This is a genomic window from Nguyenibacter vanlangensis, assembly GCF_038719015.1.
Lineage (GTDB): Bacteria > Pseudomonadota > Alphaproteobacteria > Acetobacterales > Acetobacteraceae > Gluconacetobacter > Gluconacetobacter vanlangensis.
Window position 1 is genome coordinate 1,520,289 of the sequence record NZ_CP152276.1, and the last position, 19,020, is coordinate 1,539,308.

The window sequence follows — 19,020 nt, forward strand, 5'->3', positions numbered from 1 at the left end:
AAAGATAAACCGCGCCGGAATTTCCGGAGACCTCAACTCTCAGGAGAGTGGGGTTATGGATGCCTGCCGCATCGCCGCGGGTGCCAGGGCGGACATCCCGCCCCGCGTTCCCTTGACGGTCCCCTTATCGCGGCCGCCAGACGAGGTGGCCGCGATAAGCCTCGCTCATGTAACGCCGCATCATCCGATGGCTGGTAAAGACCGAGCCGCATTTCGACACCGCGCCGGCCATCACCCGGGCCCATCCACCGCGGTCCTTGTAGAACAGCGGCAGGATCACCTGCTGCAGCTTGTCCAGCAGGGCGGCGCCATGCGCCTCGGCCGGCATGTCCGGCGTGCCGATCGCCCAGCCCGTCACGCCTTCCATGCAGCCTTCGATCCACCAGCCGTCCAGGACGCTGAGGCTGGGCACGCCGTTGAGGGCCGCCTTCATGCCGCTGGTCCCCGATGCCTCCATGGGCGGCAGTGGCGTATTCAGCCAAAGATCGGCACCCGCAACCAGCATCCTCGCCTGCGCGAAGCCGTAGTCGGGCAGGAAGACGATCGGCACGCGCCCCGTTGCGCGGCGCGCGGCGTCCGCAATGCGCGCGATCATCCGTTTGCCGTCTCCGTCGCGTGGATGCGCCTTGCCCGCGAACACGATCTGGATTGGGTATTCCCCGGCGAGTTCCATCAGGCGCGGAAGGTTTTCCAAGATCAGGTCCGCCCGTTTATAGGCCGTCATGCGCCTGGCGCAGCCGACGATCAGGACCGACGGATCCAGGGCCTGCCCCGTCGCCCGCTGAATCGCGGCCAGAAGATCCGACTTGGCCGCCTCATGTGCCGCGAACCAGTCCGTGGGCGGCAGGATATCCGCATAGGCCAGGAATTCCGGCTCGTGACGCCAGCGCGGGCATATCCGGTCGTAAAGTCGCGCGAAGGCCGGATGCACCCAGGTTTCCGGATGGACGCCGTTCGTAATCGAACGGATCACATAGCCGGGGAACAATTTCTGCGTCGTTTCGCCATGACGCTCGGCGACGCCATTGATGTAGCCGCACAGATTGACGGCCAGTTGCGTCATGTTCAGCGAGCCGGCGCCGGCCAGTTGCTGCAGCATCGGCAGGTCGATATAACGCCCCAGGATGCGACCGACCAGTTCGTACCCGAACCGGTCGTGCCCTGCCTCGACCGGCGTATGGGTGGTAAAGACGCAGCGTTCCAGCACACGCTCCCGGTCATACGGAAACATATCCGTCGAGACATGGCTGGGCGGTCGCGGATGCTGCCGCAACAGCGCGAGCGGCAACAGGGCGCCATGCCCCTCGTTGAGATGATAGGTCGCGATGGAGAAGCCGAGCGCACGCAGGACCTTCTCGCCGCCGATACCCAGAACGATCTCCTGCGCCAGCCGGTGCGCTTCGTTTCCGCCATAGAGGCGATCCGCGACGTCCCGGTCGCGGCGGTCATTTTCGGTAAGGTGCGTGTCGAGGAGCAAGACCGGAATCGCCCCGCCCGCCCGTTTCAGGACATGGAGCCAGGGCCGGATCCAGACCGCGCGGCCTTCGATGAAGACGGCGACCATCGCCGACAGCGGCCGGGCCACGGCGGAGAGATCCCATGGTTCGGGATGATCGTGCTGGACGCCCCTGGCGTCGATTTCCTGGTGAAGATAGCCCTGGCGGCAGGCAAGGGTCACGAACACCATGGGCAGATCGAGATCGGCCGCCGACCGCGCCGCGTCGCCCGCCAGAATGCCAAGGCCCCCGCTATAGGTCGGGATTGCCGGATCCAGCGCGATTTCCATGCTGAAATAGGCGATCGACGCCGAGCCGACAAAGCGTTCCAGGGGCCCCATCCCGACACCACTCCGGCAAAGATAAAGAAGATAGAGAAGATAGAGAAAATAAACCGGGCAGAGACGAGCGGACTGCCCTGCCAGCCGGCCCATAACGCCGCAGCGACCGGCCATCCCGCAAAAAAGATTCCGTGAAGGACGCATCCGCCGCCGGCCACGGCGCGCTAGTGTCCCGAAGGGCCGATCCCGGACTGATCCTCGGGAGGAAGACCTGCTCATGGCCAGCACGGGCGACGCTTTCCTTGACGAACAGATCGCCCTGGTCGGGGCCGATCGCGGCCGCCTGATGGACGTGCTGCGCGCGGTCCAAACCAGATACGGCCATGTCAGCGATGCCAGTGCATCCGCGATCGCTGCGGGGTTGGGCATGCATGTGGGTGACGTGATCGATGCGTTGTCCTTCTATGCATTCTTCAGCCGCGTCCCGGCCGGCCGGTTTCAGATCCGCCTGTCCCGCACCCCGATTTCGCGCATTCACGGCGCCGATGCCGTCGCCCACGCCTTCTGCCAGGCGCTGGGCATCGCCATGGGCGAGACGTCGCCCGACGGCCTCGTCACCCTGAACTGGACCAGCGATATCGGCATGGCCGATCAGGAGCCCGCGGCCCTGGTCGACGACGTGGTCGTCACCGCGCTGACCCCGGAGGTCGTCCCGGCGATCCTGGCCGCGCTGCGGGCCGCGATCGACGCCTCCACGGGCATCCCGTCGCCGGGTAACCGCGTCCCCCTGCCCCATGCGCGCGTCCATCCCAACGTGATCCAGGCCGGACCATTGCTGTCGCGCGCCGCCCGCCGCGGCGACGGGATTCGCGCCGCCCTGCTGCTGCCCCCGGAACAGGTGGTCGCGCGGATCGCCGCAGCACGCCTGCGCGGCAGGGGCGGCGCAGGCTTCCCGACCGCGCTGAAATGGCGCCTTTGCCGTAACGGTCCGGACGGCGAGCGCCACATCATCTGCAATGCCGACGAAGGCGAGCCGGGGACATTCAAGGACCGGGTGCTTTTGTCGGATTTCGCCGACCTTGTCTTCGACGGCATGACCATCGCCGGCTATGCGCTGGGGGCACCATCCGGGGTGATGTATCTGCGGGCGGAATATGCCTGGATGCTGCCGGCCCTGCACGATGTCCTGGCCGCGCGCCGCCGGCTGGGGCTGCTGGGCGGCGCGATCTGCGGGCATGATGCGTTCGGCTTCGAGATCCGCATCCAGTCCGGTGCCGGGGCCTATATCTGCGGCGAGGAATCGGCGCTGATCGAATCGTTGGAAGGCAAGCGCGGCGCGCCGCGCGACCGTCCCCCTTTCCCGACCGAACATGGATATCGCGACCGGCCGACCGCCGTGAACAATGTCGAGACCCTGGCCTGCGTCGCCCGAATCATGGAGAACGGGCCGGAAACCTTCGCCGCCCTGGGCACCCGCGAATCCACGGGCACGAAATTGATGAGCCTGTCCGGCGATTGTCCGCATCCCGGCCTGTACGAGGTTCCGTTCGGCATCACGCTGAACGGCCTGCTCGATCTGGCCGGTGCGCCGGACGCGGGGTTCGTGCAGGTCGGCGGCCCGTCGGGCCGATCGGTCGCGCCGAAGGATTTCGGCAGGCGCCTGGCCTATGAGGACCTGTCGACCGGCGGGTCGATCATGATCTTCGGGCCGGATCGCGACGTGCTGGACATCGTTCTGCAATTTGCTGAATTCTTCGCCGACGAATCCTGCGGCTGGTGCACGCCGTGCCGCGTCGGCACCGCGCTGCTGCGCGACCAGATGGCGCATGTCGCCGCCGGACGCGCCACCTTGCGCGACATCGGGGCGCTGGAATCCCTGGCGGGCACCGTGGCGCGCACCAGCCGATGCGGACTGGGCCAGACCGCGCCCAATCCGATCCTGAGCACGATGCGCGATTTTCCCGAACGCTATGAGGCGCGATTGCACGCCGCGGATTTCGTCTCGAAGATCGACCTGGTCGCCGCCCAGCGGGAAAGCGCCGCCCTGCAAGGTCGGCACCCTGTCGAGGAGTTGTTCTGAAATGCCGCTTGGGACACTGCAATTCACCATCGACGGGATTACCGTCCAGACGCAGGAAGGCCAGAGTCTGATCGCGGCATGTGATGCGGCGGGGCTTTATATTCCGCGCCTGTGCTATCATCCCGATCTGCGCCCGGCCGGGAATTGCCGCGTCTGCACCTGCCGCATCGACGGACACCAGGCCGCCGCCTGCGTAACCCCGGTGCGCGACGGCATGGTCGTCGAGAACGACACGCCGCAACTGAATGCCGATCGCCTGGCCCTGATCGAGATGATGTTCGTCGAAGGCAATCACCCCTGCCCGTACTGCGTGGCCAGCGGCGATTGCGAACTCCAGGCCCTGGGCTACCGGCTGGGCATGACGGCGCCGGTCTATCCGTTTTTCTGGCCGCGCCACGAGATCGATGCCAGCCATCCGGATATTTTCCTGGACCGCGAACGCTGCATCGCGTGCTCGCGCTGCATCGAGGCCTCCCGCATGCCGGACGGCAAGTCTGTCTTCAGCTACGAGGGGCGCGGCATCGCCATGCATCTGCATGTGGATGGATGGGGCGGACTGGGCGCAACCCAGATGGCGGCGATCGACAAGGCGGCCCATGTCTGTCCGGTGGCCTGCATCGTCATCCGGCGTGACGGCTATCGGATTCCGAACGGGCAGCGCCGCTTCGACAAGACGCCGATCGGAACCGATATCGAGGCGCGCCGCAAGGCGCCGCCGTCGTGATCCGCTGGAGGGCGACATGACCCGGCCGCGCCTCGCCACCTGTTCGCTGACCGGCTGTTTCGGCTGCCACATGTCCCTGCTGGATATCGACGAACGGCTGCTCGACCTGGCCGATCTCGTCGAACTGGACCGCTCTCCGTTCGACGACAAGAAACGGTTCGATCGCCCCGTCGATATCGGATTTATCGAGGGCGGATGCTCGAACACGCACAATGTCCACGTGCTGCGGCAATTCCGTACCCATTGCCGGACCCTGGTTTCAGTGGGGGCCTGCGCCCTGTACGGCGGCGTGCCGGCCATGCGCAACGTCGTCACCCTGCGCGCCTGTCTCGAGGAAGCATACCAGAACGGCCCGACCGTCACATGCGGCGGCCATATCCCCGACGATCCCGAATTGCCCCTTCTGCTGGATCGCGTCTACCCGGCGCACGACATCGTCCGGATCGATCATTTCCTGCCGGGCTGCCCGCCATCGGCGGATGCGATCTGGGAAACATTGCGCGCGCTGCTGACCGGCCAGGCACCGGACCTGCCTTATCCGCTTTTGAAATACGAATGACAATGCGTGACGGACCATGAACGACAAGGATAATGGCAACCGGGATTCGGGCACGCGCCGGATCGTCATCGATCCGGTCACGCGCGTCGAAGGCCACGGCAAGGTCACGCTGCGGCTGGATGACGCGGGAAACATCGCCCAGGCGCGTTTCCACGTCGTCGAATTCCGCGGGTTCGAACGCTTCATCCAGGGACGGATGTATTGGGAAGTCCCCGTCATCGTGCAGAGGCTCTGCGGCATCTGCCCGGTCAGCCATCATCTGGGCGCCGGCAAGGCGATGGATGCGATCGCCGGCGTGGACCGGCTGACGCCCACCGCCGAGAAGATGCGCCGGCTGATGCATTACGGCCAGGTCCTGCAATCCAGCGCCGTCAATTTCTTCCACCTTGCGTCCCCGGACCTGCTGCTGGGCTTCGAGGCCCCCGTCGAGACGCGCACGATCATCGGCGTGATGGAGCGCTATCCCGAGGTCGGGAAATGGGCGATCATGATCCGCAAGTTCGGACAGATGGTGATCGCCGCCACCGGCGGACGCCGGATCCATCCCCGGCTCTGCGTACCGGGTGGGGTCAACCAGAATCTCTCCGTGGAATACCGGGACAATTTGCGGCGCGATGTCGAACCGGTTCTGGCCTGGTGCTGCCAGGCGCTCGAACTCCATCGCGCCTTCATCGACGCCCACCCCGAACTGCACGCGGAATTCGCGCGGATCGAATCGCATTACATGAGCCTTGTCGCCGCCGATGGCGGGCTGGACCTGTATGATGGGCGGTTGCGCGCCATGGACGCAAAGGGCGGCATGATCTTCGACGGAATTCCCGCCGATCGCTATGCCGATCATCTCGGCGAGGAGGTCCGGCCGTGGAGCTACATGAAATTCCCCTATATCCGTGCGCTCGGCCCCGAACAGGGCTGGTACCGTGTCGGCCCCCTGGCGCAGTTGAATTGCTGCGCCTTCATCGGCACCCCCCTGGCGGAACAGGCGCGCCGCGATTTCATGGCCCAAGGCGGCGTCAGGAATGGCGGCGGGCCGATTCATGCGACCCTCGCCTATCACTGGGCGCGGCTTGTCTGCATGATCCATTGCGCCGAGACGATCCGCATCCTGCTCCATGACGACGACCTGCAGGGCAGCGACCTGGTCGTCACGGGCGAGAAGCGCCTGCGCGGCATCTCCGTCCTGGAAGCGCCGCGGGGCACGCTGTTTCATCATTACGAGATCGATGAACAGGACCGCATCGTGCGTGCGAACCTGATCGTCGCGACCACTCACAATAACGAGGCGATCAACCGTTCGATCCGCCAGGTCGCCGAGCGTGATCTCGCCGGCCGCGACATCAGCGAAGGACTGCTCAACCACCTGGAAGTCGCCATCCGGGCCTATGATCCCTGTCTGTCCTGCGCCACCCATGCGCTGGGACAGATGAAGCTGGTCGTGACGCTGGAGGACAGTGACGGCACGCCCATCCTGTCGAAGGCGCGCGGATGATCGCACGAACGCTGGTGATCGGCGTCGGCAATCCGGGGCGCGAGGACGACGGGCTGGGCCCCGCCGCCGCGACGGCGATCGCCGGCCTGCGCCTGCCCAACATCGCGATCCATGATCCGTACCAGCTCGCGATCGAGGATGCCCTCGACATCGCGGAAAACGACGTCGTCTGGTTCATCGACGCCACGCTTCGCGGGCATGCCCCATTCCGTGTGACGCCGGTCTTTCCCGCGCCCGAAATCGGCTTTACCAGCCATGTTCTCTCACCCCCCGCCGTCCTGGCCATCGCACGCGATTATCTCGGCGCGACGCCCCGCGCCTACCAACTGGCAATCCGCGGCTACAGCTTCACCCTTGCCGAGGATCTGACGCCGCGCGCGGCGCGCAATCTCGGCCACGCCGTCCGGGCGCTCGGCGCGCGGCTGCGCGGCGATGCGGGATAAGAAGATCATGGGTAATATCGGGCTTGGCGCGAAACGGCGCACCCTTCTGCTGATCGATACCGACGCGACCGCCCGGGGCGCCCTGCGCGACGCGCTGGAACAGGCCGGCTTCAGCGTCGGCGAGGCCGCCGACAGCCGCGAGGGCCTGCGCACGACACGCCGGGTTCGTCCGGATGCGATCCTGGCCGACCTGATGCTCGAAACCGCCGACGCCGGCGCCCATCTGGCGGAGACGCTGCGCAACGAGGGACTCGCAATCCCGCTTTTCATCATCAGCACCGCGTCGCAATCCCTGTCGGGCACGACGGGCTTTCACGAACTCGGCATTTCGGGCGTGTTCCTTAAACCCGTCGATGCACCGATCGTTATCCAGGCCTTGCGGTCACGGCTGAGCGCCTCCTGAAATATGGACCGCGCAGAAAGCCCGACATGCACGAAATGTCGCTCGCCGAAAATCTTCTGGCATTGATCGAGGAAGAATCCCGCAAACAGGGTTTTCGCTGCGTTCACACGGTCACGGTGGCCATCGGGGTGCTTGGCCCGGTCGAGCCCATGGCGCTGCAATTCTGTTTCGCCGCGGTCGCGCGGGGTACAATCGCCCATAAGGCGCGACTGCAAATCGAGACCGTACCGGCCAACGGTTTCTGTCCCGATTGCGGGTACACAGGCTCCGTAACCGAGTGGCATCAGGATTGTCCGCGCTGCGCCCTGGCCAACCTGGTGGTGACCGGCGGCGACGATTTTTTCCTGACCGGACTGGAGGTGATCTGATGTGCGTGATCTGCGGATGCGGAACGCCGGGTACCGAGCCGGCGGATCATGCCATGGCGCATCGGGAGGGGCATGCCCACCAGCACCATGACGGCGGCTGTCTTGATTTCAGATCCGGGCTTGATTTCGGATCCGGGGATGTCGGGCCCGACAGCGCACATGCGCATGCGCCGGGCGTCGGAAAGGAACGCGCGATACGGATCGAGCGCGATATTCTGGCGGCCAACGATGCCTTCGCGGCGGCCAATCGCGCGCGGCTGCTGCAACAGGGCAGCTTTGCGCTTAATATCGTCTCCAGCCCGGGTGCGGGGAAGACTTCGCTTCTGGTCAGACTTGTCGAACATATACGGACATTCCTGCCGGTCGCGGTCATCGAGGGCGACCAGCAGACGTCACGCGACGCCGAACGGATCCGCGCCACCGGGGCTGCGGCGGTGCAGGTCAATACCGGCAAGGGCTGCCATCTGGATGCGCACATGGTGTCGCACGCGATGGACATGCTGCCCACGCCGCAAAACGGCGTCCTGTTTATCGAGAATGTCGGAAACCTGGTTTGCCCCGCCGCCTTCGACCTGGGGGAAAGATCCCGCATGGTCGTGCTGTCGGTGACCGAGGGAGAGGACAAGCCGCTCAAATATCCGCATATCTTTTCCTCGTCGCATTTGATGGTGCTGAATAAGATCGACCTGCTTCCGCATCTGGATTTCGACCGCGACGCCTGCATCGCGGCGGCGCGCCGGGTGAACCCGCACCTGCAGATCCTGGAGGTTTCCGCCAGGACGGGCGCGGGGCTGAACGAACTGGCCGGCTGGGTCATGCAATGTCGCCCGGCCGCGGTCCCGGACGGGCCGGACCATGCATACCCTGCCCGGCGCTAGGGATACGCGCCGCGCGGCGCGGCGTGTCCAGGTTCGTATCGGCGGGGTCGTACAGGGTGTGGGCTTTCGTCCTTTCATCTACGGGCTTGCGCGGCAACATGGCCTTTCCGGCTACGTCCTGAATGACGGCGACGGCGTGCTGGCCGAAATCGAGGGTGCATCCCTGGACGGGTTTCTTGCCGCCCTTCGCGCCGCACCGCCGCCCCTTGCCCGCATAGAGCGGGTGGATGTGCGCGATATCCCTCCCGACGGCGGCAAAGGGTTCGAAATCCGCGAAACCATCCACCGCCCAGGCCACACCCGTATGGCCACGGATGCGCCACCCTGCCCGTCCTGCCTGCAAGAGCTTTTCGATCCGGCCGGCCGCTTTTACCTCTATCCATTCATCAGTTGCACGCAGTGCGGCCCCCGCCTGACGATCACGCGGGCGCTTCCGTTCGATCGCGCGAACACGACGATGTCTGCCTTCAGTCTCTGCCCCGATTGCCGGCGCGATTATCAGGCACCCGGCAACCGGCGCTTTCATGCCGAAACGATCGCCTGCGCGTCCTGCGGGCCGCGTTTGAGTGCCTCGACGGACCAGATCGCCAGCGCCCTGTGCGATGGCGCCATCGTGGCGCTGAAGGGCGTCGGCGGGTTCCATCTTTATTGCGATGCAGGGAACGAGGCCGCCGTGCGTCGGCTCAGGGTCCGGAAGAACCGGCCGGCCAAGCCCTTCGCCACCCTTGTCGCCGACCTGGCCGCCGCCGGGCTGGTCGCGATCGTCGATCCGCTGTCGCGCCGGATGCTTGAACGGCCCGAACGGCCGATCGTGCTGCTGGCCCGACGCACGATCGTGGCGCCGTCCGTGGCCCCTGGCCTGAGGCAGATCGGCGTCATGCTGCCATCGGCCCCGATCCATCACCTGCTCTTCCACGCACTGGCGCAAGAGGCGCGCCGGCGCGGCACCAGCGCGCCGGCCTGCCTGGTCGCGACCAGCGCGAACCGCGCCGGCATGCCGTTGATTACCGATAACGGGGCGGCGCATGCGCAACTGGCCGGCCTGGCCGACCTGATCGTCACCCATGACCGCGACATCGAAAACGGACTGGACGATTCGGTCATGACGGTCATCGACCGGGCTCCCGCCTGTCTCCGCCGGGCGCGGGGCATCGTCCCCGCGCCGATCGACCTGGCAGAGGACGGACCGCCCGTCCTGGCCGTGGGGGCCTATCTGAAGGCGACGATCTGCATCATCCGGGGGCGCGAAGCCTTTCTTTCCCAGCATATCGGGGATCTGGACAGCCCCCAGGCCATTCGGCGCCATGCGGACGCGATCCGCCGCATGACCGCGTTTCTGGGCGTTGTCCCGCTTGTCGTCGCCTGTGACCTGCACCCGGATTATCCGTCGAGCCGCTATGCGCAGGAAAGCGGAATGCCTGTTCTGCCGGTCCAGCATCACCTGGCCCATCTTGCTGCGGTGGCCGCCGAGCGGATCGTGCGCGGCCCCTATCTGGGCCTGGCCCTGGACGGCCATGGTCATGGTCATGACGGCGGCAATTGGGGTGGCGAACTGCTCCATGTCGACGGATCGACGTGGCACCGGCTTGGCCATCTTGCCCCCGTGCCGCTGCCCGGCGGGGACCGGGCGGCACGCGAACCCTGGCGCATGGGTGTCGCCGTTCTGGCCACGCTGGGGCGGGGGGACGAGGCAGGTCGAAGATTTCATACCGTTCCGCAGGCGGCGCGCCTGGCGGGTCTGGTGGCCGGCGGCGCCTTCCCGGGCACGAGCAGCATGGGCCGGCTGTTCGATGCCGCCGCCGCCCTGCTGGGAATCTGTGTCCGCCAGAGCCATGAAGCCGAAGCCGCCATGGCGCTGGAAGCCCTGGCCACGGCACCGCGGGGTCTGGTGAACGGCTATCGGCTGAATGGCGGCACGCTGGATTTCCTGCCGCTGCTTGCTGCGCTGTCGCAGCCGGGGATGGATGCACGCACAGGTGCGGACCTGTTTCATGGCACCGTCATCGCCGGCCTGTCGGCATTGACCGCCAGCCATGCCGCGCGCCTGGGGGTACGGACTGTGCTTCTGGCCGGAGGATGCCTCGCAAACCGGCTGCTGGCCGACGGGCTGGCAGGCGCATTGCGGAATGCGGGGTTGAATCCGATCATGCCGCGTAGCGTCCCGGCCAATGACGGGGGGCTGTCCCTGGGACAGGCGGCGTGGGCCAGGCTGTGCCTGAAAGACGGTACCCGCGCGGGCATTCCCGGATATGAAAGGACATAGCGATGTGCCTGGCGATTCCCATCCGGGTCGATGCGCTGCTGCCCGACGCCATGGCCCGCGTTACCCTGAACGGCGTCTCGCGCCTGGTCTCCGTCGCACTGCTCGAGGACGTGGCTGTCGGCGACTATGTCATCATCCATGTCGGATATGCCCTGGCCAGGCTCGACCCCGAAGAGGCGGCGCAAACGCTCGCCTTGATGCGCGCCGCCGGCCTGTCTTCGTTCCCGGGCGGGCAGGACGTCCTTCAATGAAAGACGCGTCGTGAAATACATGACGGAATATCGCGACGGGCATCTGGCCCGTGCGCTTGCCGAGACGCTGGCGCGCGAGGCCGATCCGCACCGCGATTATCGGATCATGGAATTCTGCGGTGGTCATACCCACGCCATCGCACGATACGGTATCGAGGATCTGCTGCCACGCAATGTACGGATGGTCCATGGCCCCGGTTGCCCGATCTGCGTCCTGCCCGTCGGCCGGATCGAGGATGCGATCCGGCTGGCCGGGCAACCCGGCATCACGCTATGCACCTATGCCGACCTGATGCGCGTCCCGACCCCGGACGGCGGCAGCCTGCTGCGGGCCCGCGCGGCCGGGGCCGATATCCGGATGGTGTATTCCACGCACGACGCCCTGCAGATTGCCGAGACCGAACCGGAACGCCGGATTGTCTTTCTGGCGGTGGGTTTCGAGACGACGACGCCGCCCACCGCCCTTGCAATCCTTCACTCTAAGGAAAGGAATATTTTTAATTTCAGTATATTGTGCAACCATGTTCTGACACCGCCGGCCATCCGCGCCATTCTCGACAATCAGGACGTGGCGATCGATGGGTTGGTCGGCCCGGCACATGTCAGCACGGTCATCGGCACGTCTCCCTATGAGGACATCGCGGCACGCTTTTCAAAACCCGTTGTCGTGACGGGGTTCGAACCGCTGGACGTGCTGCAGGGGATCGTCATGCTGGTCCGGCAGATGAACGCGGGGCGCTGCGTCGTCGAAAACCAGTATCGCCGTGCGGTGATACGGGGCGGCAATCTCCTTGCCCAGCGGGCCATTGCCGATGTCTTCGAGATTCGCGAATCGTTCGCATGGCGTGGGCTGTGCGAGATTCCATACAGCGCATTGCGCCTGAACGACCGCCATGCCGCATTCGATGCCGAACGGCGATACGGCATTACCACCCTGCCGGCCGCGGACAATCCTGCCTGCGCCTGCGGCGACGTATTGCGCGGCGTACGAAAACCGACCGATTGCCGTCTGTTTGGTACGGTCTGCTCGCCGGAAACGCCGATCGGTTCCTGCATGGTCTCGCCCGAAGGCGCCTGCGCCGCCCATTGGACCTATAAACGATTTCGAGACAGGACGCCGCCAGGTGCGCGGGACCGATGAGCAGGCAGGTCCCCCGCCAACGCCGGCTCGACATCGCCAATGGCCGCGTCGACCTGTCGCACGGGGCCGGCGGCCGGGCCATGGCGCAACTGATCGATGAGATCTTCCGCGCGGCATTTTCCAACCCTTTGCTCGACCAGGCTAATGATTGCGCCGTCTTCCCGGTGACCGGCGGCCATATCGCGCTCTCCACCGATTCATATGTCGTATCGCCGATCTTCTTCCCCGGCGGCGATATCGGATCCCTGGCCGTGCACGGCACGATCAACGACCTGGCGATGGCCGGTTCCGTCCCGGTGTACATGGCCGCGGGATTCGTGATCGAAGAGGGATTTCCGTTGCGTGACCTGCAGCGGATCGCCGCCAGCATGGGAACGGCCAGCCGCGCGTCGGATGTTGCGATCGTAACCGGCGACATCAAGGTCGTCGAACGCGGCAAGGCGGACGGCGTGTTCATCACGACGACCGGGGTCGGACGCATCCCTCCTGGGGTTGCGTTGTCAGGTGATCAGGCCCGGCCGGGGGACAAGGTACTGGTCTCCGGCTTCCTGGGCGATCATGGGGCCGCGATCATGTCCAAACGCGCCGGCCTGGGTTTCGAAACCGACATCCTGTCCGATAGCGCGGCACTTCATACCCTCGTCGCCGAGATGATCCGCGCATCCGGCAGCGCGCTCCGACTGCTGCGCGATCCGACGCGCGGCGGCATCGGCGCGACGCTGAACGAGATCGCGCATCAATCATCCGTCGGCATAATGCTGCGGGAAGAGGCCATACCCGTGCGGGAAAACGTGGCCGCCGCTTGCGAACTTCTTGGCCTGGACCCGCTCTATGTCGCCAGCGAAGGCAAATTGATCGCGATCGTCGCCCCCCAGGAGGCGACGCGCCTGTTGCAGGCGATGCGGAAGCATCCTCTGGGCCGCGATGCCTGCATCATCGGAGACGTGATCGAAGACCCAGACCATTTCGTGCAGATGACGACCGGATTCGGTGGCGGACGGATCGTGGACTGGCTGTTCGGCGAACATCTGCCGCGAATCTGCTGACGCGGCCGGGTCCTCCGTCCTCCATCCCCCGGGCCCGTCATCCCGTGGTCAGCCTTTCGACCTGTCCGCGGCAACACACGGGAAATGTTGCTTCGCCCGCTCGTACAGGCTGCCCGGCCGATGCATCGGCAATTTCAGCACGTAATTCCGAACGGCACGCGGCAGATGCACGACCAGATACGCAATAGCCTGCTGCTCGGAAATATCCGCCAGGGCCAGAAGTTTCCGCATGTCTTCTGGCGGGATCAGGACATGGATCATCCCGGGGGCCGCCTCGGGCGGATGGGGCTGGCACCCCCAGCCGCGCACCTGGTCATAGATCGCCGCGTCGGCGGCCCGGCTCAGCAGCCCGTACACCCCCTGGCCCGGCTTGTCCGCGTCGAGATATTGCTCCAGGGCCGCGGCAAACCTGTGCCGCTGGTCGGGTGTCAGGGCTGCCGCTTCCATGCCGGCGTTGGGTAATCCTTGTTCCATGCTGCGTTTCTCCTTTCCCTTTCCAACCTCATGAAGCGCATGACAGATCTTGGAAAATCCGCGCCGATGCCGACCAAAATCAGGTTTTTTCCCCGGCATGACGGACCAGAAGCAGCGCGATCGCGCATGACCCGAGACGGGCCAGCGTCTTGTCGGCACGACTGGTCAGAATGATCGGTACCCGGGCGCCGAGCGCTATGCCCGCCATCTGGGCATCGGCCAGATATTCCAGTTCCTTGGCCAGCATGTTCCCCGCTTCCAGGTCCGGCACGACGAAGATGTCCGCATGCCCCGCGACGGGCGAGACGATCCCCTTGGCCTTCGCCGCCATGACCGAGACCGCGTTGTCGAACGCGAGCGGACCGTCCAGTATGCCGCCGGTAATCTGGCCACGTTCAGCCATCTTGCATAAGGCGGCCGCATCGAGCGTTGAACGAAGAGCCTCGGTCACCGTTTCCACGGCGGACAGGATCGCAACCCGGGGACACGGAATGCCCAACGCATGGGCCAGCGCGATCGCGTTCTGGACGATATCCCGTTTGTCGGAAAGTGTCGGGTCGATATTGACCGCGGCGTCGGTCAGCAGGATCGGGCGCGGATAGAACGGCGCGTCGATCGCGAACACGTGGCTGAGCCGCCGTTCGGTCCGCAAGCCGTGATCGCGGTCCAGAACGGCGCGAAGCAGCACGTCCGTGTGCAGCGCCCCCTTCATCAGGGCCTCGGCCCGTGCCTCGCGGGCCAAGCGGACCGCGGCTTGCGCTGCCTCCTCGGGCCGATCCGCCGGGACGATTTCGTACCCCGACACATCGACCTGCGCCCGCGCGGCCTCGGCGCGTATCCTGTCTTCCGGACCGATCAGGATAGGCTCTATCAGATTGGCGCGCGCGGCCTCCATGGCACCGAGAAGGGAGATCGTCTCCACCGGATAGATGACGGCCGTCCTGATCGGCGCCAGCCCCCGGGTCAGGGCGATCAGCCGTTCGTACCGGCGCCCCTTGCCCGACGACAATTGATCCGATCGGGTCTCGCGAAGGCGCGATATCTTCTCGGTCGGCGCGATGATCTCGGCACGCCCACGGGCGACGATCTCGCCCCGCTGGTTCGTTGCCAGGCAGTCCATGCCGACGATGCCGTCCCGCGCATCCTTCGCCGTCACCGTCAAGGTCACCGTCATCGTATCGCCCAGCGCGATCGCGCGTTCGAAGTGAAGGCTCTGCGCGGCATATTTGCTGCCCAGGCCGGGAAGCCGGGTCGCGACCAGCGCCGAAACCAATGCGGGCAGCCACATTCCCTGGGCGGCGACATCATAGAACGGCTCGCTGCGGGCGGCCGCTTCGTCGATCGCGGCAGGGCACATATGCCGCGCCATCGTCGAGAATATCTGCATGTCCTTATAGGTCAGCGTGTGGGTCACGCTGGCCGCCTCCCCCGGCGCGATCGCATCGAATACGCGGTTTTCGATCGGCTGCATCCCCTCTCGACCCTTGCCTTGCGCGCGCGTGCGACACCGCGCATCGCCGCTTGCCGCGGCATCCGACAGATAGGGATCCTTCTCCGCGCGGATCAGTGTCCGCCCCTCGATTTTTTCGACACGACACAAAGCACGCAGCCGGTGCTTCGGGTGACAACTTACCGCCGGATCCCGCGTTCCCTAGCCCCAGAGACCAGCTTGCCCCCTGCCTGGTACTCGCAGTGCGAAGACATGGAGATTCCCATGGCAGACCCCAACAAACTCGCGATCAAACCGGAATCCAGGCCCGCAAAACCGCTACGGGCGGCATCCTGGCCGGCGCTCGATACGTTGCGCCGCGAACTGGACCGCAGGTTTGACGAACTCCCGTCGGGGTGGTGGCGCCGTCCCTTTGGCCGTTCATCGGGCCTCGATATGTTCTGGCCGCGGGGCGAGGGCCTCGACATCGCGCCTCCGATCGACATTCTCGACCGGGACAACCGCTATGAAATCACCGTCGAGCTTCCCGGAATGGACGAGACCGACGTCGAGGTCAAAACGACGAATGACACTTTGATCATTCGCGGTGAAAAACATGAAGAAAAAGAAGAGAAGAAGAACAATTATTACCACTCCGAGCGACGCTTCGGCACGTTCCTGCGCTCCTTCCAGATCCCTGACGAGGTGGATGTCGGGGCGATCGAAGCATCCTTCAGCAAGGGCGTGCTGACGGTGACCCTGCCCAAGACGGCCGAGGCCCAGAAGAACGAACAGGTCATCCCCATCAAACATACCTGAACACGACCGCGACGGAGACGCCGGAACCGGCGGCAGGAATGCCGCAACACGGTACGGGATCGTGCCCCCGGCTCAGGCCGCGGAGTGCGGCCCCGTGCCGTGTGACGTCCTGCCCTGGTGCTGGAACAGCAGGCTGCCGACGAATTCCTGGAACGGCTCGTGGGAGATGCCGTCATGCCCGTCCACCACATGGGAACCTGCACGCACGATCCAGAAGGGCGTCCCCGGCCGGTTGGCATTGCCGGTCGGGGTCAATGAAAACATTTCGCCATCGACGGGACCCCTCAACCGGTGCGTGCGAAATGGGCGGATATTTCCGATCGTGCGCCCCAGGCATCTGCGCTCCAGCCGGGACCGGCAGCGTTGCATCATGCGGGCCGCGGCATGTCCCAGCGGAAACAGGATGCGGTCGGGCCAGTCATTGCGCGCCGACACACATACGAAGACCGGTGGCGTGTCATGACCATGCAGAGGGACGCCCGGCCGCCGCAGGATGTCGTAGATCGGCAGATAGCGTGTCGCTTCCAGCACGGGGTTGATCAGCAGGACCAGATCTGCGAACCGGGGCGAATCCTGCGGGTCCGGCGAGGACGCATATTCGATCAGCGACTGGCTCAAGACCGAGTACACGATCATCCCGCCGAAACTATGACCGATGACGGCAAGCAGGGGGCACCCGCCTGCCGCGCGTCTAGCATCACGATACCGCCGCAACAGCCCGAACAATTCGCGTACCGACCCGCCGGCAACCCGCCGCCCTGCCGCCTGGCGCCCCCAGAAAGTGAGATATTCGAGCACGGGATGAAAAAGCGTCCGGCCGCGCCACCCGACGAATATCCCCAGAATGGAGCGGGGACGGGCCGGGTTCAATTGCCGTTCGTGCCGCGCGGCGATCGACAGGACATGCCGAAAACCCAGCAGACCGGCATCCAGGGGATCGGCGTTATGGTTCCAGCCATGAACAAAGACGACGATGACGGCGTCCGTGTCCTGACGGACCAGACGGGCGACCTGGTCCGCCAGGGCGGCCATCTGCGCGCGTTCATAATAGCAGCCCTGGTCGTCGAATTCGACGATGGCCAGTTCGTAATCACCCGAGGCATCGGCGACGAACCCGCGACGATCGGGCTGCCGCGGGCAATTGCCGATCAGCAATCGCCGGCGCCTTTCGGATATCTGCCCCTGCCCGGCCGGACTGTATTGAAGCATGGTGGCCTCCGCACGGATGCGACATGCCCGAAGAAAAGGATGACCCAAAACCGGCGGATCGGCCCGTGCCAATCCACTCTAAGTGTAGCGAGAGGCCCCAGGTTCAAGGGAACACGAAACCGTCACATGATCCGGCTTCGCGGCATCCAACTCTTCAGAACCATCCCAGGACCATCTCGACGGTTGAAACCGCCATCACGAAGGTCGCGATCCATCCAAGCGCCAATATGGTCTTGCTGACCACGAATTTTCCCAATGTCAGGCGCCGCCCCCCGAGCAGAAGCAGGACGGCCATCAGCGGCGCGGCGACGACGCCGTTCAGGACGGCACACCAGAACAGCGCCTTCATGGGGCTGAGGGGGGAGAACTGGATGACCAGCGCCGCCAGGACACTGACGATGATGACACCATAGAAGCCGCGCGCGTCGGTCGCCTTGCGTTCCAGCCCCCATTGCCAGTTCATCGCCTCCGAAAAGCCATAGGCCGCCGATCCGGCCAGGACAGGGACACCGATCAGGCCGACCCCCCAGATACCGACCGCGAACAGGTAATAGGCGAAGTCACCCGCCAGGGGCCGGAGCGCATCGGCGGCCTGTGCCGCCGTTTCGATCCGGGTGACGCCGTGCGCATGCAGCGTCACCGCCGTCGCAAGGATGATGAAATACGCGGTCACATCCGAATAGAACATGCCGCTCCATGTATCCCACGAAATGCGGCGCAGCTCGCCGGCGGCGCCCATGTCATCGGTCAGCAGGGGTTCCGCGTGATGAATCCGCAGATCCTCCACTTCTTCCGAGGCCTGCCAGAAGAACAGATACGGGCTGATCGTCGTGCCGAACACGCCCAGCACCATTTCGGCGGTACGTCCATCCCAGGTCACATGGGGCCGGATCGTCCGCATCGCGACGTCGTGCCAGGGCACATGAACGATCATGGCCACGATGAAATAGGACAACAGGGAAAGCGTAAGCCATTTCAGAAAATATACATATCGGTGATACGGGACGAAGACCTGCAGCACAAGGGTGACGATCACCCAGAATATGGCTGCAAGCTGCTTGTTCAGGCCGGTGACCAAAGAGGTGACGTCGCCCATCGCGGCGATGTCGGCCGCGATGTTGAGCGTATTGGCAAGCAGCAGCAGGCCGGTGACGGCCAGCAGCACCGGGGCGGGAAACGCGGTCTTGATATTGGCCGCCAGGCCACGCCCGGTGACCCGGCCGATGCGCGCGCAGACCAACTGGATCGCCGCCATCAGCGGAAATGCCAGCGGCATCGTCCAGAGCATGTCCAGACCGAAGGTGGCCCCTGCGTGCGAATAGGTGGCAATTCCGCTGGGATCGTCGTCCGCGACCCCGGTAATCAGGCCGGGTCCCACCCGCGTGATGGGACTCTTTCTGATACGGGCCCCGATTTTGGCTAGGCGGCCCTTCATTCCCCGCTGTCCCAGGATCGTCATGTTCTGTTCAGTTTCCGATGTTCCGAACGCCCCCCGGTTACGGTGAACTCGTTCGTAGCGGGCCTCGTCCCTCGCAGCGTACGACAGGCAGACGGCTTCGCAAAGCGCCGCAAACACATAATCTCCCGACAAACACATAATCTTCAGCCAGCCGCTCCGGCAGACGCGCCACCGGCAGGTGATCGGCCGCGCCGGGGGATGGGCGCGC

At 65.2% G+C, this 19,020-nt stretch carries 18 protein-coding genes; 13 read left to right on the forward strand and 5 right to left on the reverse strand.

Annotated features, from left to right (window positions below; all coding sequences use genetic code 11):
• Positions 1 to 124: 124 nt before the first annotated feature.
• On the reverse strand, positions 125 to 1,837 hold the full coding sequence (glgP, locus tag AAC691_RS06935; RefSeq protein ID WP_342629467.1) for an alpha-glucan family phosphorylase: 1,713 nt from the start codon (positions 1,835 to 1,837) through the stop codon (positions 125 to 127).
• Positions 1,838 to 2,054: 217 nt separating this feature from the next.
• On the opposite strand from glgP, the gene AAC691_RS06940 reads away from it, so the two are divergent.
• Genes AAC691_RS06940 through hypE form a run of 12 tightly spaced genes read left to right on the forward strand, consistent with a single transcriptional unit; the run spans position 2,055 to position 13,422 of the window.
• A complete protein-coding gene (locus AAC691_RS06940; protein WP_342629468.1) occupies positions 2,055 to 3,857 on the forward strand; it encodes an NAD(P)H-dependent oxidoreductase subunit E in 1,803 nt (600 codons plus the stop codon).
• A gap of 1 nt (position 3,858) precedes the next feature.
• The gene (locus tag AAC691_RS06945; protein ID WP_342629469.1) at positions 3,859 to 4,581 is read left to right on the forward strand and encodes a 2Fe-2S iron-sulfur cluster-binding protein; all 723 of its coding nucleotides are present in this window, start codon (positions 3,859 to 3,861) and stop codon (positions 4,579 to 4,581) included.
• Between the two features lie 16 nt (positions 4,582 to 4,597).
• Positions 4,598 to 5,140 carry an NADP oxidoreductase gene (locus AAC691_RS06950; protein ID WP_342629470.1) on the forward strand — a complete coding sequence of 181 codons (543 nt, stop codon included), beginning with the start codon at positions 4,598 to 4,600 and terminating at the stop codon, positions 5,138 to 5,140.
• Positions 5,141 to 5,156: 16 nt separating this feature from the next.
• Positions 5,157 to 6,629, forward strand: a complete 1,473-nt coding sequence (locus tag AAC691_RS06955; protein WP_342629471.1) for a Ni/Fe hydrogenase subunit alpha — start codon at positions 5,157 to 5,159, stop codon at positions 6,627 to 6,629.
• The gene (locus AAC691_RS06960; RefSeq protein WP_176638805.1) at positions 6,626 to 7,072 is read left to right on the forward strand and encodes a hydrogenase maturation protease; all 447 of its coding nucleotides are present in this window, start codon (positions 6,626 to 6,628) and stop codon (positions 7,070 to 7,072) included. Before AAC691_RS06955 ends, AAC691_RS06960 begins: the two co-directional genes overlap by 4 nt.
• Before the next feature lie 7 nt (positions 7,073 to 7,079).
• Positions 7,080 to 7,475, forward strand: coding sequence for a response regulator (locus AAC691_RS06965; protein ID WP_342629472.1), 396 nt, complete (start codon positions 7,080 to 7,082; stop codon positions 7,473 to 7,475).
• A 35-nt stretch (positions 7,476 to 7,510) separates the two neighbouring features.
• Complete coding sequence (locus AAC691_RS06970) at positions 7,511 to 7,843, forward strand: hydrogenase maturation nickel metallochaperone HypA (protein WP_342629473.1); 333 nt, start codon at positions 7,511 to 7,513, stop codon at positions 7,841 to 7,843.
• 53 nt (positions 7,844 to 7,896) lie between these two features.
• Positions 7,897 to 8,721 (forward strand): hydrogenase nickel incorporation protein HypB, encoded by an 825-nt coding sequence (hypB, locus tag AAC691_RS06975; RefSeq protein WP_342629474.1) that lies wholly within the window; start codon positions 7,897 to 7,899, stop codon positions 8,719 to 8,721.
• Positions 8,699 to 10,984, forward strand: coding sequence for a carbamoyltransferase HypF (gene hypF, locus AAC691_RS06980; RefSeq protein WP_342629475.1), 2,286 nt, complete (start codon positions 8,699 to 8,701; stop codon positions 10,982 to 10,984). The genes hypB and hypF overlap by 23 nt, the downstream gene beginning before the upstream one ends.
• Before the next feature lie 2 nt (positions 10,985 to 10,986).
• On the forward strand, positions 10,987 to 11,235 hold the full coding sequence (locus tag AAC691_RS06985; RefSeq protein WP_323991781.1) for a HypC/HybG/HupF family hydrogenase formation chaperone: 249 nt from the start codon (positions 10,987 to 10,989) through the stop codon (positions 11,233 to 11,235).
• 19 nt (positions 11,236 to 11,254) lie between these two features.
• Positions 11,255 to 12,376: a hydrogenase formation protein HypD gene (hypD, locus tag AAC691_RS06990; protein ID WP_342630163.1), complete on the forward strand. Its 1,122-nt coding sequence runs from the start codon at positions 11,255 to 11,257 to the stop codon at positions 12,374 to 12,376.
• Positions 12,373 to 13,422: a hydrogenase expression/formation protein HypE gene (hypE, locus tag AAC691_RS06995; protein ID WP_342629476.1), complete on the forward strand. Its 1,050-nt coding sequence runs from the start codon at positions 12,373 to 12,375 to the stop codon at positions 13,420 to 13,422. Before hypD ends, hypE begins: the two co-directional genes overlap by 4 nt.
• Before the next feature lie 48 nt (positions 13,423 to 13,470).
• On the opposite strand, the gene AAC691_RS07000 is transcribed toward hypE, so the two are convergent.
• Both AAC691_RS07000 and AAC691_RS07005 read right to left on the reverse strand, forming a co-directional pair.
• Positions 13,471 to 13,896 carry a hypothetical protein gene (locus AAC691_RS07000; protein ID WP_342629477.1) on the reverse strand — a complete coding sequence of 142 codons (426 nt, stop codon included), beginning with the start codon at positions 13,894 to 13,896 and terminating at the stop codon, positions 13,471 to 13,473.
• 79 nt (positions 13,897 to 13,975) lie between these two features.
• Positions 13,976 to 15,367 carry a bifunctional enoyl-CoA hydratase/phosphate acetyltransferase gene (locus AAC691_RS07005; protein ID WP_342629478.1) on the reverse strand — a complete coding sequence of 464 codons (1,392 nt, stop codon included), beginning with the start codon at positions 15,365 to 15,367 and terminating at the stop codon, positions 13,976 to 13,978.
• Between the two features lie 243 nt (positions 15,368 to 15,610).
• Here AAC691_RS07005 and AAC691_RS07010 point away from each other — a divergent pair, with 243 nt between their 5' ends.
• A complete protein-coding gene (locus AAC691_RS07010) occupies positions 15,611 to 16,144 on the forward strand; it encodes an Hsp20/alpha crystallin family protein (RefSeq protein ID WP_342629479.1) in 534 nt (177 codons plus the stop codon).
• Between the two features lie 72 nt (positions 16,145 to 16,216).
• Here AAC691_RS07010 and AAC691_RS07015 read toward each other — a convergent pair whose 3' ends face one another.
• Together AAC691_RS07015 and AAC691_RS07020 are read right to left on the reverse strand one after the other, a co-directional pair.
• Positions 16,217 to 17,353, reverse strand: a complete 1,137-nt coding sequence (locus tag AAC691_RS07015) for a hypothetical protein (protein WP_342629480.1) — start codon at positions 17,351 to 17,353, stop codon at positions 16,217 to 16,219.
• Between the two features lie 154 nt (positions 17,354 to 17,507).
• Positions 17,508 to 18,731, reverse strand: coding sequence for a divalent metal cation transporter (locus tag AAC691_RS07020; protein WP_342629481.1), 1,224 nt, complete (start codon positions 18,729 to 18,731; stop codon positions 17,508 to 17,510).
• Between the last annotated feature and the right edge of the window lie 289 nt (positions 18,732 to 19,020).